Source organism: Desulfomicrobium salsuginis, assembly GCF_054657795.1.
Map to the genome: position 1 here is coordinate 710,425 of NZ_BAAHYA010000002.1, position 19,348 is coordinate 729,772.

Consider the following 19,348-nt stretch of genomic DNA (forward strand, 5'->3'; position numbering starts at 1 on the left):
GCAGGGCTCCCTTTTTTTGCTGTCCTGTCGGATTCTCTTCCTGTAACCGACCGAGCCGACATTGCGGTCGGGGGACGGCGGTTCATGATCCGAAACCCTATTTGTCCCCCTTTCAGGGCTACGGTTCCTTCCCAAAGCCATGACTGCATAATTCAGCATTTCCCCGCATGTGATTCTCCGTCCGATGCTGGCAGACTGCCACGAAAACCTTCGAGGCACAGCAGTGGGAGGATCCATGCCCCATCCGACAGCAGACAGTTCGTGGTTCACCTTTAAGTCCCCGTCCAATCAGGATTTTCGCGTCTACGCCTTTACGGGGGCCGAGGAAGTCCACCGGCCCTATGAATTCGACATCGAACTGGTCCTCGATTCCGCGGCCGTTGATTTCGCCGGGCTTCTCGGCCAGTCCGCCTGCCTGTCCATCGCCGACAAAAGCGGCGGCATACGCCATGTCCATGGCGTCATCCGGCACTTCGTTCAGCTGCACACCTCCAATCTCCGCACTCATTACCGCTGCCTGCTCGTCCCGCGCCTGTGGTTCCTTGGCCTGGTCACGGACCACCGCATTTTCCAGAACATGAGTGTGCCGCAGATCATCGAGCAGATTCTGAAGGAGCAGAACTTCACCGGCGATTCCTTCGCCTTCAAGTGCTTCTTCGACTACGCCCCCCGCGAGTACTGCGTGCAGTACGGCGAGACGAGCCTGCATTTCATCTCCCGCCTGTGCGAGGAGGAGGGCGTCTACTTCTATTTCGAGCATTCCGCCGATCGGCACGTGCTGTGCTTCTCGGACCGGGAGGGAGGGCCGCCCATCGGCGGCGAGAGCCGGCTACGCTTCCACCCCGGCGCGGGGACCGAGACGGACACGGCCGTGGTCCGGGAGGTCGAACTGAATCAGACCATCGGCAGCGACGCCTTCACCTTTCGGGAATGGAACTTCGAGAAGACACGCCTGGACCTTCAGGTCGGGCAGTCGGAGACGGATCCGGTCAAGGCCCCGGTCCCCGCCGGCATGACCCTGGAGCGATACCGCTATCCCCATCTTTACCAGGTGCAGAAAGACGGCAAGCGGTACGCGGAAATGGAGTTGCAGCGCCACATGAGCCAAAGCCGCCGGGTCGACGTGCGCACCGATGCATCCCGGCTGCTACCCGGCCACACCTTCGAACTCTTCGGGCACCGCCGCCCGGACCTCAACGCCCGCTGGTGGGTCGTGCGGGTCGAACATCGCGGCGAGCAGCCCCAGGTCCTGGAACACGAGGCCCCGGACCGGGGCATGACCTATGCGGCCACTGCCCGGGCCATCCCGAACACGACGCGCTTCGTGCCCGCCTCGGAACACCCCAGAACCCGCATCCCGGCGACGCAGACGGCCATCGTGACGGGCCCCGCGGGCGAGGAGATCTTCCCGGACCAGTACGGCCGGGTGAAGGTGCAGTTCCACTGGGACCGTCTGGGCAGGCGTGACGAGAACACGAGCTGCTGGATCCGCGTGTCCCAGGGCTGGGCCGGCGGCCAGTACGGCACCATGGCCATCCCCCGGATCGGCCAGGAGGTCGTCGTGTCCTTCCTGGAGGGCGACCCGGACCGGCCCATGGTCACGGGCCGGGTCTACAACTCCGCGAACCCGGTCCCGTACGTTCTGCCCGAACACAAGACGCGCACGGTCTTCAAGTCGTTGTCCTCGCCAGGCGGGGGAGGGTTCAACGAACTGCGGGTGGAGGACAGGAAAGGGCAGGAGGAGATCTACGTCCACGCCGAAAAGGACGTGAACGTGCATGTCAAGAACGACTGGAAGGAGCACATCCTGCGCGACCGGCACCGCACCATCGACCATTTCTCCTATTCGCTGGTCAAGGGCGAGGATCAACAGACCGTGCAGCAGGACCGCAAGGTCGAACTGCTGTCGGACGAACACCTGACGGTCAGGGGCAGCAGTCACACGCGTATCGGGGAGAAGTGGCTGGTGCGGGCCGGGGATGAGGTCCACCTCAAAACCGGGAGAAAGATTGTCATCGAGGCCGGCACGGACCTGACCATCAAGGCAGGGGGGAGCTTCATCAGGCTCGACCCGTCGGGCGTGACCATCGGCGGGGCCAAGGTCAGGATCAACTCCGGCGGCAGTCCGGGCTCTGGCAGCGGCGCGGTCCCGCAGTTGCCCTTGAACAGTTCGGGTGTAGGCAAGAGTACAGCGCCACAAGCACAGAGCGCTTCTTTACAGAAGTCAAGACAAACGCCAGAACAAATAGCACAAAGTGTCAATCCTCAAAATAGCACCATAAACTGCGGCTTTTCCGTGGATGCAGTGATCGCCAGATTATACGGAACGGATTCAAATGCGGTATCACCTGCATCCCTGGATGGAACTTTTACTGAAATCGGCAACCGGCACGGCACAAAATTGGTTTGGGGTCACAGCCTTAATGACGCGTTCAATGCTGTACGAGAGGCTGGGCCGGGAGCAACAGCTATCGTTGGGATTGACTATGGAAATGGAAGTTCGCATGTCGTAGTCTTAACCAATGATGATGGAACCCCTACGATTATCGAAGGGCAGAATTGGGGCAGAGGTCTCGGTGCCGGGGCCATTACCTGTCCCACTGCCGTTCAAAACAGATACAACCCTTCTGATGTCGGGATCGGCATGCTGCCGCGGCCTGCGTTGTAGTCAAAGTAAAGTCAATTTATACCCATATTATGATTATGAAATATAACTCCGACCAGGAAAAAGTCAGCGTCAACTGCCAGCTAACGCTTGTGGATCGAAGGCTTAGTCATAAAATGTTCATAATTTAGGGCTAGGAATAATAAAAGGAAGGAAAATGATTACATATGAAGTTGCTCGTGAAATAGCGATAAAGGAGATTGCGAGTTTGAATGCAAAACATGATTTTGTTCTTTTGGAGGAAAAAACAGTCGAGCGGGAATTCGGGTGGATATTTTTTTACGTTACACACAATTATTTGAAAACAATGGATCCTCAGTTTTTAGTGCCTGGAACTGCTCCGATTGTGGTGCACAAAAAAGATGGATCCATAGTACATTTACCAACATCTCTCCCTCCAAAGGCAGCTATCGAACACTACGAGAAAGAATGGATGGATTGCAATAAATTGCCCGAAAAAGATGATGGATTCAACTGATTGAGAAATAAGCTGGCGGGTCGGGCGAATACGACATGATCAATCCACGGTTTCGACGTGGCTCACCCTCCCGGACCCAGCCTGCTCCGAACTTCCGGCAGGGAAATCCCGCTCCTCGTCGGGCGTGGAGAGGATCGCTGGCATCATCCCGGGCGGCGATGAGGTTTTCAACCGAGGCGGTGAGAGGCCCAGTTTTGTGGAAGATGTCAGCAGACGGAGGTCAACATGGCGGAATCTGGCTGTCTTCGTTCTCTCCAAGCGCACGCGGGCGCGTCGGGACTCTGGTCGACGGCATCCCCGACCGCGTCGTGTGCCGGAGAGTCGGGGTCTATGCCTTTTTGACGAATTCGGACTTGAGCTTCATGGCGCCGATGCCGTCGATTCTGCAGTCGATGTCGTGGTCGCCGTCGACCAGCCTGATGTTCTTGACCTTCGTGCCGACCTTGACCGTGGACGACGAGCCCTTCACCTTCAGGTCCTTGATGACGGTCACGGTGTCGCCGTTCTGCAGCGGCGTGCCGTTGGCGTCCTTGACGACCTTCTCGTCCTGGCCGGATTCTTCGGCCGCGTCTTTGGCCCACTCGTGGCCGCATTCCGGGCAGACAAAGGCCACGCCGTCATCGTAGGTATATTCGGAGCCGCACGTGGGGCAGGGGGGGAATTCGCTCATTTCGGTATCCTTGGACGTATTGTGGGGAGTGATATTTTGTGATTGGCAAACAGCGGTAACCGCTAGCCGTTCGAAGCTGTCGCGGTCAATGCGAAATAAGGGCCCCCAGGGTGCGGGCTCATTCAACCCGCCAAAAAACTTCCCGTCCGGCGCGTCTGCGTGTAAGCAACGCATCTGGTTGGCGAAGGTGAACCGTCCACGATCTCTCATCTTTTTCAGGAGCGCCCCTATGTCTTTCGCCGTGCTGCAGAGCGCCTTCGGCCTGGCGGCCCTCGTGCTCATCGCCTGGCTCTTGTCCGAGAACCGCAGGGCCGTGAGAGGGCGGCTCGTCGCCGTTGGGCTCGCGTTGCAGTTTGCGCTGGCGGTGATGCTGCTCAAGCTGCCCATGTTCCGCGATGTCTTTCTGGTGCTGAACCGGGCCATGGAGATATTGGAAGAGGGCACGCGGGCCGGGACGAGCTTCGTGTTCGGGTATCTGGGCGGCGGGGCCCTGCCTTTCGAGGAGCCGTATTCCGGAGCGGCCTACATCTTCGCCTTCCGCGGGTTGCCGGTCATCGTGGTCACGGCGGCCCTGTCGTCGCTCCTGTACCACTGGAAGATCATTCCCGTGCTGGTCCGGGGGCTGTCCTTCGCCCTGGAGCGGACCATGGGCATCGGCGGGGCCCTGGGCATCGGGTGCGCGGCCAACATTTTCGCGGGCATGGTCGAGGCCCCGCTGTTCGTGCGTCCCTACGTCGGGTCCATGACCCGCAGCGAGCTCTTCACCCTGATGACGTGCGGCATGGCGACCATCGCCGGGACCGTGCTCGTGCTCTACGCGGGCATCATCGCCCCGGTCCTGCCCGACGCCCTGGGGCACATCCTGACGGCTTCCCTGATCAGCGTGCCCGCGTCCATCCTCATCGCCGGGGTCATGATCCCCGAATCCGGCCAGCCCACCCTGGGCGAGGTTTCGCCCCCATCGCTGAGCCGCAGCTCCATGGACGCCCTGGTGCAGGGCGCGTCCCTGGGCGTGAAGGTCTTCATCAGCGTCGCTGCGCTGCTGGTCGTGCTGCTGGCCATGGTCAGTATGTGCAACCAGCTGCTCGGCCTGTTGCCGGCGATCGGCGGCGAAGCGCCGACCCTGCAGCGCATCCTGGGCTACGTCATGGCCCCCCTGGTCTGGCTGACGGGCATCCCTTGGAGCGAGGCCCATGCGGCGGGCAGCCTCATGGGCACCAAGATCGTGCTCAACGAACTGCTGGCCTATCTGGACATGGCCGCGCTGCCGGCCGGGACTCTGTCCGGGCGCAGCACCCTGATTATGACCTATTCCATGTGCGGGTTCGCCAATGTCGGGAGCCTGGGCATCCTCATCGGCGGTCTGACCCGCATCGCCCCGGAACGGGCCGGTGAGATCGTCGAACTGGGGGCGCGGTCCGTTCTGGCCGGCGTCCTGGCCACAATGATGACCGGCGCCATGGTCGGCGTCCTGATGTGAACGGAGGCATCACATGCGTTTCCACAAGCTGTTTCGACTCATCCCGACCCTGGCCGTCCTGCTCCTGTGCGGCTGCGCCGCGCTGCAGCACGATGGGCCGGCTGCGCCCCAGACCCTGACGATCCTGCACACCAACGACCATCACGGCCGCTTCTGGAAGAACTCCAAAGGAGAATACGGCCTGGCCGCGCGCAAGACCGTGGTCGACCGGGTGCGGGCCGAGGCGGCGGCCGGGGGCGGACATGTGCTTCTGCTCGATGCCGGGGACGTCAACACCGGCGTGCCCGAATCCGACATGCTGGACGCCGAGCCGGACATCCGCGGCATGAACGCCATGGGCTACGACGCCATGGCCGTGGGCAACCACGAGTTCGACAACCCCCTCAACGTGCTGCGCAGGCAGCAGGGGTGGATGAATTTCCCGCTGCTGGCGGCCAACATCTACGACGCCTCGGGACAACGCCTCTTTCCCGCCTACCATCTGTTCAGGCTGCCCGGCCTGACGGTGGCCGTGTTCGGCCTGACCACCGAAACCACGGCCATTGTCGGCAACCCGGAGCACATCAGGGGTCTGACCTTTCGTCCGGCCGTGGACGAGGCCCGCGAACTTGTCCCGCAGCTGCGCCGCCAGGCCGACGTGGTCGTCGCCCTGACCCATCTCGGCTACGCCGAGAGCGAGCTGCCCGGCATGCCGCAGACGGGGTCGGAGATCCTGGCCCGCGCCGTGCCCGGCATCGACGTCATCGTGGACGGTCACTCGCATACGCGGCTGGACGCCCCGGTGCTCGAGAACGGCACCGTCATCGTCCAGGCCGGGGAGTACGGCAGATACGTGGGGCGGGTCGATCTGCTCGTCGAAGGGGGCCGGGTGCGCCTGACCGGCGGGTCCCTGCTGCCCGTGAACCTGGGCGGCGAAGCTGTCCCCGAGGACCCGGACATGCTGGCTCTGCTCGCGCCCTTCCAGGAGAAGGGGCAGGGCGCCCTGCGCACGGTCATCGGACATGCCGCAGGCGATTTCGTCGCCGACCGCGCCGTCATGCGCAGCACCCAGACCGCCCTGGGCTACCTGACCTGCCGGGCCGTCATGGACAAGACAGGGGCCGACGCCGTGGTCATGAATTCCGGCGGCATCCGCGCCGGGCTCGCGGCCGGGCCGATCACCTACAAGGACGTGCTGACCGTGAAGCCTTTCGGGAATATCGTCTGCACTGTGGACATGACCGGGGCGGAACTGGCCGAATACTTGCTGCTGACGGCGTCCCTGCCGCCCGGTTCCGGGGGCTTCGCGCAGTACGGCGGGGTGGGCTTCACGCTGCGCGGAGGACGCGTCGACGACGTGGTCGTGAACGGCGCGCCGTTGGAAGCGGGGCGCATGTACACCGTGGCCACGGACAACTACCTGGCCGCCGGCGGCGACGGGTACCCCAGGGTCGACAACCTGCAGGGCTTCGTGAACACGGGTTTCACGGATGCCGACGTGTTGCGGGCGTACATCGCGCGCCATTCCCCCCTCGATCCGGCAGCCTACGCCCCCACCGGGGCCGTGCGGCGGGAATGATGGTGAACATTCGGAAATCTGTCAGCATTTGGCATTATTGTTCTCTTCCAGGCCACCTGCCATGTCCCGTGTCGATCCGCGGGCAAAAGTCCCCAAACGATTTCATGAGTGACAATGGTAATAATTTCCCCTAGTGATTACGTACTACGTTATTGTAGTCCAAGCCCGCTCTTGATGTCGTATTTCTGCCCTGCCACCGCGATGAGTACCTGCGTGACCCATGGCGCGTCCGTTCCTCAGATCCGCTGGCGACCATAATTTCCGCAGACGGGAGGTGTTGGTGGCCGCCGATATGCCGATCTCCGAAACAAATCCGCACGAAACCAGCTATCTCGCCGGCACGCCCATGCCCCGAGCGGCTGCCGTTGGCGGCGATGAGCGGGGAGTCCGCGCCCATTGCCGCCGTCTGCGGGGCCTGCGTTGCGTGGCGGAAAGCGGGAAGGGGGGCGCATGACGGACAACGGCCGCGTTCTTTCGGCGGGCATGAGCGGGGCCGGCCGGTTCGGTCCGAGCCTGCGGCAGGAATGGCTGCTCTTTGCCGCCGCCTCAGTGGTTCTCGGGGTGATGTTTGCGTACATGGTCTATTTCAGGCACGCGGTCATCACGGACCGGGAGAAGGAGCGCCTCGTCCAGGCCGCTTCCGTGGCCGGGATCATGATCGGCGACCAGCTCGACAAGATCCGCCTGACCCTGGACGGCATTCGCGCGAGCCTGGGTCCGAACCTGACCCCCGACGACGCGTCGGTGCTCTTCGTCAAGGACCGTCTCGGCATCCTGGCCAGCGCCATGACCAGCGTGCAGGCCTTGGCCGTGCTCGACGCGCAGGGCACTGTCATCGCCTCGAACCAGCCGCAGTTCATGGGGCAATCCTTCGCCCACCGCGACTACTTCCGCCTTCCCGCGGCCAACCCGTTGCCTGACACGCTCTACCTCAGCCCGCCTTTCGAAACCGTGTCCGGGATCTGGCTCATCGCCATGTCCAAGGCCATCGTCACGGCCGACGGCGCCTTGGCCGGAGTCCTGCTGGTTACCCTTGATCCCAAAGACTTCCGGCTGATCCTCGACGCCGTGCGCAACACGCCGCAGACTTGGGCGGCCCTGGCCCACGGCGACGGCACCATGTTCGTCTGGGAACCCGCCGGGCGTGATCTCGGGGGGATGAACCTGGCCCAGCCCGGGACATTCTTTGAGCAGCACCTGAACGGCAACCGGCCGGCGTCGTTTTTCCAGGGCCTGGTCAAGGCCAACGGGGAACAGTCCATGCTCGCGCTGCGGACCGTGCAGCCCGAGGGTCTGCACATGAACACGCCCCTCGTCATCGGGGTCGGTTCCAGCCTGAAATCCTTTTACACGGACTGGACAGCGTACGCCGTGGGCCATCTCGCCGTCTACATTCTGGTCATCGTCTTCGGTGGCGTGGTCCTGCACCTGACGCAACGGGCCCGGCGCGTCTCGTCCCTGGAGGCCGAGTGGGCGGAAGCGCAGTTGCTCGAATTGAGCGCCGAACTGGCCACCTTCTTCGAGATCACCCCGAACCTCCTGGGCATCGTGGATATGGGCGGCGGCTGCCGCAAGCTCAACCCGGCATGGGAAAGGGAGATGGGATACGCGCTCGATGACTTCAGGGAGACATCCTTCTACGATTTTTTACACCCTGAGGACATGGATGGCCTGAACGCCGCCATCGAGGAGCTGCGGCGCGGGAGCAAGGCGCAGAGTCTGGTCGCGCGCTTCAGGAACAGGGACGGAGAGTACAGGCATCTCGAATGGTCTCTGGCGGCCCGTCACGAGACACTTTTCGTCGCTGCCTTCGACGTGACCGACCGCGTGGCGGAGGAAACCAGGCTGCAGATGATGGCCTACCACGATCGACTGACCGGAATCCCTAACCGCGTGCTGTTCTTTGACCGCCTGCGGCAGGTTCTGGCTGCGGCCAGGCGCGGCGGGAAAAAGGCGGCGGTCATGTTCATCGACCTGGACGGGTTCAAGGACATCAATGACACTTTCGGCCACGACGCCGGCGACAAGGTGCTGCAGACCGTGGCCAAACGCCTCGTACGGTTGGTGCGCAAGGCCGACACGGTTGCGCGCCTGGGCGGGGACGAGTTCGTCGTGCTTCTGCACGAGGTGGGTTCCGCCGCCGACGCAACGAACGTTGCGCGCAAGGTCCTGGAGTCCGTGGCCGAGGAAATCCCCTTGGGGAGCGCGAGTGCGGGCCGTGTCGGAGCCAGCATCGGCATCAGCGTCTGGCCGGACAACGGCGCAAGCGTGGACGACGTGCTCGTGGCCGCGGACATGGCCATGTACCAGAGCAAGAAGTTGGGGAAGAACCGCTTCACCCTGGCCCTCGAAGGCTGTCCCGGCCACGATGGGGTCTGCTTCGGTGACGCGTATCTGGTTGGCATCGACCTCATCGATGCCCAGCACCTCGAACTCGCCGATATTGTCAGCAACCTCTGCAAGGCTCTGCGGGAAGGGCAGGGGCAGTCCGCGGTCCTCGGGTTCTTCGACGACCTGCGGTCGTGTACTGAACACCATTTCGCAACGGAACACGGGCTCATGGTCCGGCATGGGTTTCCCGGCCGCGCCGGTCATGACGAAAGGCACCGAAGCCTTCTGCTGGAACTGCGCGACATGAGGCCCGAACTCTCCAAGGAAGGCGCGCTGTTCCTGACGGACAAGCTGCGCCACTGGCTTCTGGAGCACATCCTGGAACAGGACAAGATCCTTGGCGCATTTCTGAAAGGCCGCGGGGATGCCGGATCCGCCCCCGGTTGATTTTCACGCCGTGAACAACTTCGTTTTCGGGCGTTCTGCAGACCGCAGCATCAGTTTCATCGTTTCTTGAGGAGATTTTTGGCGATGTACCATCGACGTGTCCATGTCTGCATCTACGCGGATGACCTTTGCATCGAAAATGCCGTGAAAGGCGCTGCGGCGCTTGAAAATCTCGAATACGTCCTCGGCACGTCCCAGACTCTCGATGCGAGCCTGGCCAAGCAGAGTTCGGTCATCATCCTGGACCTTCCGCACGACGAGGCCGCCATCCGCAGCATAGACGATGCGCGAAGCGAGGGTTCCGTTTTCGTGGTCTGCGCCGACAGCGGCGACACCGGCATCGGCGCAATGTACCGACATTATGACGAGTTGTGGCTCAGGCCTCTGGACGAGGAGAAGATCGCGTATCTCTTCGGCAGGATAGCCGCGCGCATCAAAATGAAGGAGGACGCCTGGCTCACCGATGTCTGGCTGGAGACGCTCATCGACAGCCTGCCCGACCTCATCTGGTTCAAGGACGCCCGGGGCGCCCATCTGCGGGTCAACGACAGCTTCTGCGACGCGGTCGGGAAGACCAAGGCCGACATCCGCGGCCGCGGGCATTAATACATATGGGACATCGAACCCGATGAGTATGCCAAGGGCGAATACGTTTGCCTCGAGTCCGAGGAGATCGTGCTCCGGGAGAAGAAGAACTGCCTCTTCGACGAGACCGTCAAGATCAAGGACTCGTTCCGCAAGTTCAAGACCTACAAGTCGCCCGTATTCGACCGCGACGGCCGCGTTCTCGGCACCGTCGGCGTGGCGAGGGACGTCACGGATCTGCAGAATCTGCAGATCGAAATGAACATCCTCTTCGAGAGCCTGCCCTTCGGCGTGGTCGCCACGGACAAGAACCAGCGCATCACGGCCATGAACGGCAAGGCCCGGAACCTGTTCCCCGGTGGCGACGCCCCCCTGCTCGGACAGGATTTCGACGCTCTTCTCAAGGCCTTGGCAAAGCGGGCGTCGCCGCAGCGATCTCGGATCGACCGCAACGGGCATGAACCGCTGTTCGTGGAGCGGGACAAGGTGTTCAAGCTGCACAACGAAAATCTGCGTGATGTATTTTCCGAGTTTGCCGGGTACATATATCTCTTCCTCGACGTGACCGAAGACCATCGCCGCAAAAAAGAACTCATCATCGACGCCAACACGGATTATCTGACGAAGTTGAACAACCGGCGAAAGCTGCATGATTTTTTGCGAAATACGCCATGCACGTCGGGGACGTCCATGCTGCTCGCCGACATCGATGACTTCAAGCAGATGAACGACACATACGGTCACGACGAAGGCGACAGGATTCTCGTGGCGTTTTCAGAAATACTGCGCACCAATTTCGACCCGGAAAACATTTTTCGTCTCGGTGGCGATGAATTTGCCGTCATCTTTCCCGCAACGGGACAGTCGGCCCAAACAGCGTTGGAATGTGCGCGCGATGCAGCGCAGAAGATCATCGCCGAAACCGAGGGGCGCGCGATACATCACGCCATTTCGGTCAGCATCGGCATTGCGGCGGCGTCCGACCAGGAAGAGGATTTCGGAGCCCTGTTCAAGAAGGCCGATGTCGCGCTGTACGACGCGAAATGTTCCGGCAAGAACACCTGGAGCGCCTGGAGCGCCCGGCCATGACCGCCGCGTGGTCACGGTGCGGAGTCTGATCAGAGCCCAGACGGTCCCGGCCCCTCACATCATTTCCTTCCCCTGCGAAAAGAAACGCCCCGATTTTCCGGGGCGTTTCGGCGTGGTGGCTGGCCCACGCGGGTTTCTGCAGAGAGTCGCGTCGATCAGACGAGCCTCTTGCACCACCTGCACATCCGTGCGGTCGGCGAGAGTTCGTTCGAGCAGTGCGGGCAAATCCTGCGGGCAGGGGCGGGGCTGGCCTTCTGGGCGGCGAGGGCGGGGGGCATGAAGCAGGCGGCCATTGTCGCCAGAGGACCGAAAAACGCCCCCAGGAGCAGCCATCGAACGGGGTTCCTGCCCTTGGCCACGGCGACGCGGCCGGCGCATGCGCCCACGGCGACCCAACCGATCACGTAGAACATCACGGCTTTCTCTCCTTTTTTGGCGGAACGGCGCGTCGCACCGTGGCGGATGATGTCATACAAAATCGTAAGTCGATTAGCGCTGTCGGGATTCAAGGTCAAGACTGTCATACGCGGCCGACGCATTTGTGCGACCGGTAGGACGGGAATGCTGCGCGCCGTCCTGCGCAGCCGGGGCTGGATGCGCAGGACGGCCCCGGGATCGTCAGGGGGCGGCCGGCTGGGACAGGGCTGTCCGCCAACCGCCGCCCATGGCCTTGTAGATGTTCACAAGCGAGGTCAGGAGCGCCGTGCGGGTCTGCACCGCGTTGATCTCCGACGGAAAGAGCTGCTGTTCGGCCTGGAGGACCGTCGAGTAGGGCGTGTACCCGCCTTCGTACTGCAGGTGCGCCAGGCGGACATACTCGCTGTTGGCGCCGACCAGGCGTTCCTCGGAGCGCATCTGTTCCGTGAGCCGCGCTTGCGCGATCAGGGCGTTCTCGACATCGGCGAAGGCGCTCTGGATGGCCGCCTCGTAGGCCAGGAGGGCCGCCTTGTGGGCGGCCTCGGCCTGCCTGACCCCGCTCGTGACGGCCCCGCCCGTGAAGATCGGTCCGGTCACGGAACCGGCGTAGCTCCACATGCGCGACGTCCCCTTGAACAGGTCCGAAAGGTCCGAGCTCGTGAAGCCATAGGCGCCGGTCAGGGAGATGGTCGGAAAGTAGAGAGCCTTGGCCGCGCCGATGTTGGCGTTGGCGGCGACGAGGCGCTGTTCGGCCTGGAGGATGTCGGGCCGGCTGGCGAGGAGGTCCGACGGCAATCCGGCCGGCACGTCCGGCAGCCGGAGTTCGCCGATGGGCGTGCCGCGTCGGATCGGCCCCGGGTTGCGTCCCAACAGGATGGACAGGGCGTTTTCGGTCTGCTCGACCTGCGACAGCAGTCTGGGGATGGCTGCCTCGGCGGTTTCGTACTGCGATCGGGACTGGGCCACGGTCATCTGCGACACCTGGCCGTAGGCGAAGCGCAGTTCGAAGATGCGCAGCGACTCGGCGTAGGCGGCCTGTGTCCGCTTCGCAACCCGCAGCTGCTCGTCGAGACCCAGAAGCTGGATGTACGTCTGGGCCACGGACGAGACCAGCGACAGAGTCACGCCCTGCCAGGCCGCCTCGGTGGCCAGCAGCTCGGCGCGTGCGGCCTCCGACAGACGCCTGATGCGGCCCCAGAGGTCGATCTCCCAGCTCGCGCTGGCCAGGGTCTGGTAGGAAGACTTCGGGTTGTCCATGACCGAATAGAGCATCGGCGCGTCGGTCTCGCTGGCGCGTTGTTCGGTTGCGGTGCCGCCATAGCCGATCTGGGGGAACAGGGGCGAGCGGGCTTGGGTGAAGACCGCCGCCGCCTGCTCGATGTTGGCCGCGGCGATGGCCATGTCGCGGTTGCCGGTCAGGGCTTCGGCGATCAGGGCGTCGAGTTCCGGGTCCCCGAACTGCCTCCACCAGTCGATGTTCGCCGTCTGATTCGCGTCCCGGTCGGCGTTGGCGAAGGCCTGGGGCACGTCCAGGGGCGGACGGGCGTAGTCCGGCCCGACCGTGCAACCGGCCGCGAGCAGAATCAGGGCAAGGGTCATGAGGGCGCGCATGTCACTGTCCCTCCGTCGGTTCCGGCGATTTCGCGTTGCGCGCGGCCATCCGCTTGGCCTCGGCGCGTTCGGAGAAGCGGTCGAAGAGGTAGAACAGGAGCGGCACGTAGAGCATGGCCAGGGTGGTCTCGCCGATCATGCCGCCGATGATGCCGGTGCCGATGGAATGGCGGGCGTTGGCGCCCGCGCCCATGGCTATGGCCAGGGGCAGCACGCCGAAGGCGAAGGCCAGGGAGGTCATGATGATGGGCCGCAGGCGCTGTTCGCCGGCCTCGATGGTGGCCTCCATGATGGACCGCCCCTGGCGGCGCAGTTCCACGGCGAAGGACACGCGCAGAATGGCGTTCTTGGCGCCCAGGCCGATGAGCACCAGCAGGCCGATCTGGAAGTAGACGTCGTTTTCCAGGCCCCGCAGCCAGTTGGCCGTCAGGGCGCCCAGCACGCCGAAGGGCACGGCCATCATCACGGACCCGGGCAGGGTCCAGGATTCGTACTGGGCGGCCAGCACGAGGAAGACGATGACCAGCCCGAAGACGAAGGCCAGCATGGACGTGCCGCCGGACTGCTTCTCCTCGAAGGCCAGGCCGGACCAGGCGAAGGCGTACCCTTCGGGCAACACCTCCCGCGCGACCTCCTCCATGGCGGCGATGGCCTGGCCGGAGCTGTAGCCTGCGGCCGCGTTGCCGTTGACCTTGGCGGCCGGGAAGCCGTTGAAGTGCGGCAGGAGGTCCGGACCCGACACCCAGCCTGTGGTCACGAGGGCCGAGAGGGGGACCATGCTTCCGTCGCCGGACCTGGCGTACAGGCGCGTCAGGTCCGCGGGATGCTGACGGTAAGCGGGTTCGGACTGCAGGACGACCCACCAGACCCGGCTGTATTCATTGTACTGGCTGGCCGTGAGGGACCCGAACTGGGCCTGTATGGCGCTGTACACGTCCTTGACGGGCACGCCCAGCAGGCTGGCCTTCTCCCGGTCCACGTCGATGCGCAATTGCTGGGTGGTGGCCCGGAAGGTGCTGCTCAGTCCCGTGAGCTCCGGCCGAGTGCGTGCCCTGGCCAGGAAGTCGCGGGTCAGGGCGTCCAGTCTGGCCGGTTCGCCCGCGGCCGTGTCCTGAATCCAGAACTCGAAGCCGCCCGTGGTTCCGATGCCGGGGATGGCCGGCGGCGCCACGGGCAGGACCAGGCCCTCGCCGATGGCGGCGGCCTCGCCGTGCAGGGCCAGGAGCACTGCCCGGGCGTTCTCGGCCTTGGCCCGCCTGACGGACTCGTAGCGCTCGTCGAAGGGCTTCAGGGTCACGAAGAACGTTCCCGCGTTGGTCTTGAAGCCGCTGTCGAGAAGGCTGTACCCCGTGAGCTGGGTACGCGTGTCCACGCCGGGAATCTTCCCGAAGATCGCCTCGACGCGGTCGGCTACGGCCGCGGTGCGGTCCAGGCTGGCGCCGTCGGGCATGACGATGGCGGCCATGACGTAGCCCTGGTCCTCGTTGGGCACGAAGCTCGTGGGCAGCACCTCGAAGAGGTGGACGATGGCGTAGATCAGGACCGCCAGAACGCCGAAGGCCACGAGCATGCGCCGGATGACCAGGGTCACGGCGTGGCCGAACCCCCTCGTCAGGGCGTCGACGCCGCGGTTGAACCAGGCGAAGAACCCGCGGGTCGGCGGCTGGCTGTGCCGCAGCAGCACGCCGCACATGGCCGGAGTCAGCGTCAGGGCCACGAAACCCGAGACCGCCACGGACACGACGATGGTGACGGCGAACTGCTTGTACAGCTGCCCGGTGGACCCGGGCAGGAAGGCCGCCGGGATGAAGACCGAGGCCATGACCAGGACCACGGCCACCAGGGAGCCGGAAATCTCGTCCATGGCCCGGATGGTCGCCTCCTTTGGCGGGAGGCGGTGCAGGACCATGTTGCGTTCGACGTTCTCGACCACGACGATGGCGTCGTCCACGACCATGCCGATGGCCAGGACCAGGCCGAAGAGGGTCAGCAGGTTGATGGAGAAGCCCAGGGCCAGCATGCCGGCGAAGGTGCTGACCAGGGCCACGACGATGGCCACGGTGCAGATGACCGTGGTGCGGAAGTTCTGCAGGAAGAGGTAGACGACCAGCACGACCAGCGCGATGGCTTCGAACAGGGTCTGGATGACCTCGTCGATGGACAGGCGGACGAAGTCCGTGGTGTCGAGGGAGATGACGTAGTTGAGGCCGCTGGGGAAGCGGCTCTTCATCTGCTCCAGGGCCTTGCGGACATCCTTGGAGACCTGCAGGCCGTTTGCGCCGGGCTGCTGGTACACGGCGATGAACGTGGCCGGAGTGCCGTTGAGCTTGCCGTCGATGATGTACTGCCGCAGGCCGACCTCGGCCCGGGCCACGTCCCCCAGGCGCACGATGCCGCCACCGTCGGGGTTGGCGCGCAGGATGATCTGTTCGTACTGCGCCGGATCGGTGTAGGGCCGCTGGGTGACGACGGGCAGCGTCAGCTGCACCGGGCCGGAGGTGGGCTGCTGTCCGATCTGCCCCGCGCCGTAAAGGGCGTTCTGGCTGGCCACGGCCTGCTGGATGTCGCTGGTGGTGATGCCCATGGCGGCCATGCGGTCCGGGTTCATCCAGATGCGCATGGCCTGGTCCGGGATGCCCATGATCTGCGCCTGTCCTGCGCCGGGCACACGCTTGATGGCGTCCAGCACGTAGACGTTGGCGTAGTTGGCGATGTACTCGCTGCTGTAGCGACCGCCTTCGGCGTAGACGGCGATGAACATCATGATCGACGACGCCTTTTTCTGCACCGATACGCCGAGTTGCGAGACGGCCTCGGGCAGCTGGGGCAGGGCCAGGTTGACCCGGTTCTGGACCTGCACCTGGGCGATGTCCGGGTCCGTGTCGAGGCCGAAATAGACCGTCAAGGTCAGCTGCCCGGTGGAGGAACTGGCCGAGGACATGTAGAGCATGTTGTCCACGCCGTTGATCTGCGCCTCGATGGGCGCGGCCACGGAGTCGGCCAGGGTCCGGGAGTCGGCGCCGGGGTAGGTGGCCGAGACCGTGACCTGTACTGGCGTGATGGGCGGGTACTGCTCGATGGACAGCGCCGTCATGGCCACGAGCCCGGCCAGGCAGATGATGACGGCCACGACTGTGGCGAAGATCGGGCGGTCGATGAAGAATCTGGAGAACATGACGCCCTCCCTCTACTGGCCGTCCGTCTTGGGCCCTGCGCCATTGGAGGCGGGCCGCCCGACGGGTTGCGCGGACACGGCCATGCCGGGCTGGAGGGCGAGGGCGCCATCCACGACGACCCGCTCACCGCTCTGCAGGCCCTCGAAGACGAACCAGTCGTCCCCATGCCAGTCCCCGACGAGAACGGGGCGCTGTTCGGCCTTGCCGTCCGGCCCGACGGTCCACACGAAGTGGCCCTTGGCGCCCTGTTGCACGGCCCGCTGCGGCACGAGGACGGCCCCGGGCCGCATGGCCCCCGTGAGGCGTGCCCGTACGTACTGATTCGGGCGCAGGACTCCCTGCGGGTTGGGGACGCTGACGCGGACCAGGAACGTGCCCGTCTGGGGATCGTAGGACGGCTCGGCAAAGGTCATCCGTCCGGTGTGGGGGAAAACCGAACCATCGACGAGGATGATCTCGACCTCGTATTCCGTGCCCGCCGGCGTGATCAGCCTGCCCTGGGCGATCTGGTCCCGGAACTGCTGCATCTCGTTTTCGGAGAGATTGAAGTTCACCCATATGGGTGAGAGCACGGCCACCGTCGTCAACAGACTGTTCTGGGGGTTGATGTAGGTGCCGTCGGCCTGTAGGGCCGCGCTGCTGACACCGTCCACCGGCGAGGTAATGGTCGTGTAGGAGAGGTCGAGCCTGGCCGCTTCGACCTGGGCCCTGGCCTGTTCGACCGAGGCCGCCGCCGACAGGTACTGGCCAGTGGCTTCGTCGAGGTCCTTCTGGGACAGCGCGTTCTGCTCGGTCAGGGGCTTTGTCCGGGCCAGGTTGCGCCGGGCCGTCTCGTAGGCCGCCTTCTGTTTGCTCAGGGCGGCGTCTGCCTGGGCCAGTTGGACCTGAAACGGCCTTTTGTCCATCTGGAAGAGAATCTGGCCTTCCTTGACCGGCGCGCCCTCGGTGTACAGCCGCCGGTCGAGGAAGCCGCTGACCCGGGCCTGGATGTTGACCAGATGCGAGCTCTGGGTCCGGGCGACGTATTCGAAGTTCACCGGCACGTCCTGCGGGACGATGTCCATGACCGAAACGGCCGGTGGCGAGGTCGACGGTTTCGGCGCATCCTTTTCCTGGCCGCAGCCGCCCAGGCACACGGCCAGGAGAATGATTCCGGCACATGTCGACAGCCTCGTGACCCATGACGGTTCCAGTCGGATTTCTGGCATCATCGGCGAATCCCTCTCTGTTGGAGTGCCGGTATTCGTGGCGGAAGATCAAAGAATGTCTGGCGGGCGGCCGCATTTCCGGGATGCCGTGCAGCCGGCTCCCCCGTTCGGTGCCTCACTGCGGGAAATACGTCACCTCTACGCCTGATTTCAGCCCGCGGCAAGCTGCTCCCGTCTCCCGGCGAACGTGCGGCCTTGACACGAATCGGCCGAAGGAAGGAAGAGGGTCCTTCCCCACACTCAACCGAACGGAGAACACATGGAACAACAGAAAGGAACATGCCCGGCCTGCGGCAAGGAAATTCCCCATCCCGTACTGTATCGGTGCATATCCTGCCATGCGCAGTATTGCGTAATGTGCGAGGGTTCCGAGTCCGGGATCAAGTGCCCCAAGTGCGGGCAGAGAGGCCGGATGGTACTGGACCAGTGTGCGTCCAGAAAGGCCGGGGCATAGCCATTCGTGGTCACGGGTCGATGCGGGGCGACCTTTGCGCCGCCGTCTTCCCTGATCGCATTTGCGCGCGAGGAACCGCCTCCGGGAGGAAGCGGGCCATGACCTTTACGCCTTGACGATGACCCCCGTCCCGTGCAGGTCCGGCAGGGGAACGACGAAGGCGTGGTGCTCCTCGCAGAATTGACGCACGGCGTGCTTGGCTCCTGCGAAGCGCCCGTTGTTGTAGTCGTGGACGATGATGTAGCCGCCCCGCGACATGCGCGGGTAGAAGTACCGCAGGCCGTCGAGGAGGGGCTTGAACAGGTCGGCGTCGAGGCTCGCGATGGCGAAGCAGTCCTCCAGCCCCTCGACGGTTTCAGGAAAATATCCGACCCTGAACACGGCCCGCTCAGGGTACGGCAACCTCGCCAGCACGGCCTCCACGCTCGTGTCCGCGAAGTTGCCCGCCTCGGCCCGCGAGAAGCGACGCTCCCCCTCGACGGCCACGTCGCGCCCGTCGAAGCCGGAAAAGGTGTCGAAGAGGTAGAGGCTGCGCTCGGGGAAGAGGCGGTTCATTTCCGCGGCAAAGGCCCCCTGGTATACGCCAAGCTCCGCCACGGCACCGTCGATGCCGCGTTCCCGCACTTCTCCGGCGATCATGCGCAGCGTGGCCAGGCGCAGGTCGAAGGTTCTGCGCAGTTCAGGGGCCGTGACGATGCGCGCCTCCACGTGCATGGCCGCAAGGCGTTCCCGCACGTCGGCGCAGGCGTCGACGTTGAGCATGGAAATGAACACGGCGTCGGGCGCGAGGCCCGGGATCGCTTCGGGGGGCACGACGGGTATGCCGCCCAGGTTGGTCCCCCATTTTGCCGCGTCGCTGTCGCAGTACGCCCTGACCACGATGTCGGCGTGCAGCAGGTTGGCGACCATGCGCCCGCCTTGTCCCGCGCCCCAGATGATGACGTTTTTCATATGCTCCCCCGTACTGCAAATTTTCGAGTCACGTCCGTCGGCAGGGCAGGGACATAGCCTCGCCAGATATGGTCGTCAAAGACATAATAGGATTTCCGCCCGGGTTCGCGGCTGAACGGTCACGCGCCGGGACGACGTGACGGGCGAGGGCGGCGGTCGCAGGGCAACGCGCGACGCGTCCCGGCCACTTCCACGGACCGGTTCGGACTGCAGACGCACAACAAGGAC

Annotated in this window: 13 protein-coding genes; 7 read left to right on the plus strand and 6 right to left on the minus strand. The window is 64.1% G+C overall.

Features of this window, described 5'->3' with window-relative positions:
- The first annotated feature begins 235 nt into the window (after positions 1 to 235).
- Together ACYQ3G_RS10425 and ACYQ3G_RS10430 are read left to right on the plus strand one after the other, a co-directional pair.
- Positions 236 to 2,668, plus strand: coding sequence for a type VI secretion system Vgr family protein (locus tag ACYQ3G_RS10425; protein WP_459825622.1), 2,433 nt, complete (start codon positions 236 to 238; stop codon positions 2,666 to 2,668).
- Positions 2,669 to 2,822: 154 nt separating this feature from the next.
- A complete protein-coding gene (locus ACYQ3G_RS10430) occupies positions 2,823 to 3,143 on the plus strand; it encodes a YrhB domain-containing protein (RefSeq protein ID WP_459825624.1) in 321 nt (106 codons plus the stop codon).
- Positions 3,144 to 3,471: 328 nt separating this feature from the next.
- Here ACYQ3G_RS10430 and ACYQ3G_RS10435 read toward each other — a convergent pair whose 3' ends face one another.
- Complete coding sequence (locus tag ACYQ3G_RS10435; RefSeq protein ID WP_459825626.1) at positions 3,472 to 3,813, minus strand: zinc ribbon domain-containing protein YjdM; 342 nt, start codon at positions 3,811 to 3,813, stop codon at positions 3,472 to 3,474.
- A gap of 229 nt (positions 3,814 to 4,042) precedes the next feature.
- Between ACYQ3G_RS10435 and ACYQ3G_RS10440 the strand changes: the two genes are divergently transcribed.
- The 5 genes from ACYQ3G_RS10440 (at position 4,043) to ACYQ3G_RS10460 (ending at position 11,303) form a co-directional block, all read left to right on the plus strand.
- Positions 4,043 to 5,293 (plus strand): NupC/NupG family nucleoside CNT transporter, encoded by a 1,251-nt coding sequence (locus ACYQ3G_RS10440; protein ID WP_459825628.1) that lies wholly within the window; start codon positions 4,043 to 4,045, stop codon positions 5,291 to 5,293.
- A gap of 13 nt (positions 5,294 to 5,306) precedes the next feature.
- Entirely contained in the window at positions 5,307 to 6,851 is a 1,545-nt protein-coding gene (locus tag ACYQ3G_RS10445; protein WP_459825630.1) for a bifunctional UDP-sugar hydrolase/5'-nucleotidase, read from the plus strand.
- Positions 6,852 to 7,301: 450 nt separating this feature from the next.
- Positions 7,302 to 9,629 carry a diguanylate cyclase domain-containing protein gene (locus ACYQ3G_RS10450; protein ID WP_459825632.1) on the plus strand — a complete coding sequence of 776 codons (2,328 nt, stop codon included), beginning with the start codon at positions 7,302 to 7,304 and terminating at the stop codon, positions 9,627 to 9,629.
- Positions 9,630 to 9,713: 84 nt separating this feature from the next.
- Positions 9,714 to 10,235 carry a hypothetical protein gene (locus tag ACYQ3G_RS10455; protein ID WP_459825634.1) on the plus strand — a complete coding sequence of 174 codons (522 nt, stop codon included), beginning with the start codon at positions 9,714 to 9,716 and terminating at the stop codon, positions 10,233 to 10,235.
- Between the two features lie 69 nt (positions 10,236 to 10,304).
- Positions 10,305 to 11,303: a sensor domain-containing diguanylate cyclase gene (locus ACYQ3G_RS10460; protein ID WP_459825636.1), complete on the plus strand. Its 999-nt coding sequence runs from the start codon at positions 10,305 to 10,307 to the stop codon at positions 11,301 to 11,303.
- Positions 11,304 to 11,458: 155 nt separating this feature from the next.
- Here ACYQ3G_RS10460 and ACYQ3G_RS10465 read toward each other — a convergent pair whose 3' ends face one another.
- The 5 genes from ACYQ3G_RS10465 to ACYQ3G_RS10485 all read right to left on the minus strand — a co-directional run bounded on the left by ACYQ3G_RS10465 (position 11,459) and on the right by ACYQ3G_RS10485 (position 19,120).
- Positions 11,459 to 11,719, minus strand: a complete 261-nt coding sequence (locus tag ACYQ3G_RS10465; protein WP_459825638.1) for a hypothetical protein — start codon at positions 11,717 to 11,719, stop codon at positions 11,459 to 11,461.
- A gap of 202 nt (positions 11,720 to 11,921) precedes the next feature.
- A complete protein-coding gene (locus ACYQ3G_RS10470; protein ID WP_459825640.1) occupies positions 11,922 to 13,331 on the minus strand; it encodes an efflux transporter outer membrane subunit in 1,410 nt (469 codons plus the stop codon).
- 1 nt (position 13,332) lies between these two features.
- A complete protein-coding gene (locus ACYQ3G_RS10475; protein ID WP_459825642.1) occupies positions 13,333 to 16,506 on the minus strand; it encodes an efflux RND transporter permease subunit in 3,174 nt (1,057 codons plus the stop codon).
- Between the two features lie 12 nt (positions 16,507 to 16,518).
- Positions 16,519 to 17,718, minus strand: coding sequence for an efflux RND transporter periplasmic adaptor subunit (locus ACYQ3G_RS10480; RefSeq protein ID WP_459825644.1), 1,200 nt, complete (start codon positions 17,716 to 17,718; stop codon positions 16,519 to 16,521).
- Between the two features lie 556 nt (positions 17,719 to 18,274).
- Entirely contained in the window at positions 18,275 to 19,120 is an 846-nt protein-coding gene (locus tag ACYQ3G_RS10485; protein ID WP_459825646.1) for a TylF/MycF/NovP-related O-methyltransferase, read from the minus strand.
- Positions 19,121 to 19,348 lie beyond the last annotated feature (228 nt).

What these genes read in the sequence shown, in the direction of transcription:
- ACYQ3G_RS10425 (WP_459825622.1), top strand. Translation starts at nt 236, where the DNA reads ATGCCCCATCCGACAGCAGACAGTTCGTGGTTCACCTTTAAGTCCCCG.
- ACYQ3G_RS10430 (WP_459825624.1), top strand. Translation starts at nt 2,823, where the DNA reads ATGATTACATATGAAGTTGCTCGTGAAATAGCGATAAAGGAGATTGCG.
- ACYQ3G_RS10435 (WP_459825626.1), bottom strand. Translation starts at nt 3,813, where the DNA reads ATGAGCGAATTCCCCCCCTGCCCCACGTGCGGCTCCGAATATACCTAC.
- ACYQ3G_RS10440 (WP_459825628.1), top strand. Translation starts at nt 4,043, where the DNA reads ATGTCTTTCGCCGTGCTGCAGAGCGCCTTCGGCCTGGCGGCCCTCGTG.
- ACYQ3G_RS10445 (WP_459825630.1), top strand. Translation starts at nt 5,307, where the DNA reads ATGCGTTTCCACAAGCTGTTTCGACTCATCCCGACCCTGGCCGTCCTG.
- ACYQ3G_RS10450 (WP_459825632.1), top strand. Translation starts at nt 7,302, where the DNA reads ATGACGGACAACGGCCGCGTTCTTTCGGCGGGCATGAGCGGGGCCGGC.
- ACYQ3G_RS10455 (WP_459825634.1), top strand. Translation starts at nt 9,714, where the DNA reads ATGTACCATCGACGTGTCCATGTCTGCATCTACGCGGATGACCTTTGC.
- ACYQ3G_RS10470 (WP_459825640.1), bottom strand. Translation starts at nt 13,331, where the DNA reads ATGCGCGCCCTCATGACCCTTGCCCTGATTCTGCTCGCGGCCGGTTGC.
- ACYQ3G_RS10475 (WP_459825642.1), bottom strand. Translation starts at nt 16,506, where the DNA reads ATGTTCTCCAGATTCTTCATCGACCGCCCGATCTTCGCCACAGTCGTG.
- ACYQ3G_RS10480 (WP_459825644.1), bottom strand. Translation starts at nt 17,718, where the DNA reads ATGATGCCAGAAATCCGACTGGAACCGTCATGGGTCACGAGGCTGTCG.
- ACYQ3G_RS10485 (WP_459825646.1), bottom strand. Translation starts at nt 19,120, where the DNA reads ATGAAAAACGTCATCATCTGGGGCGCGGGACAAGGCGGGCGCATGGTC.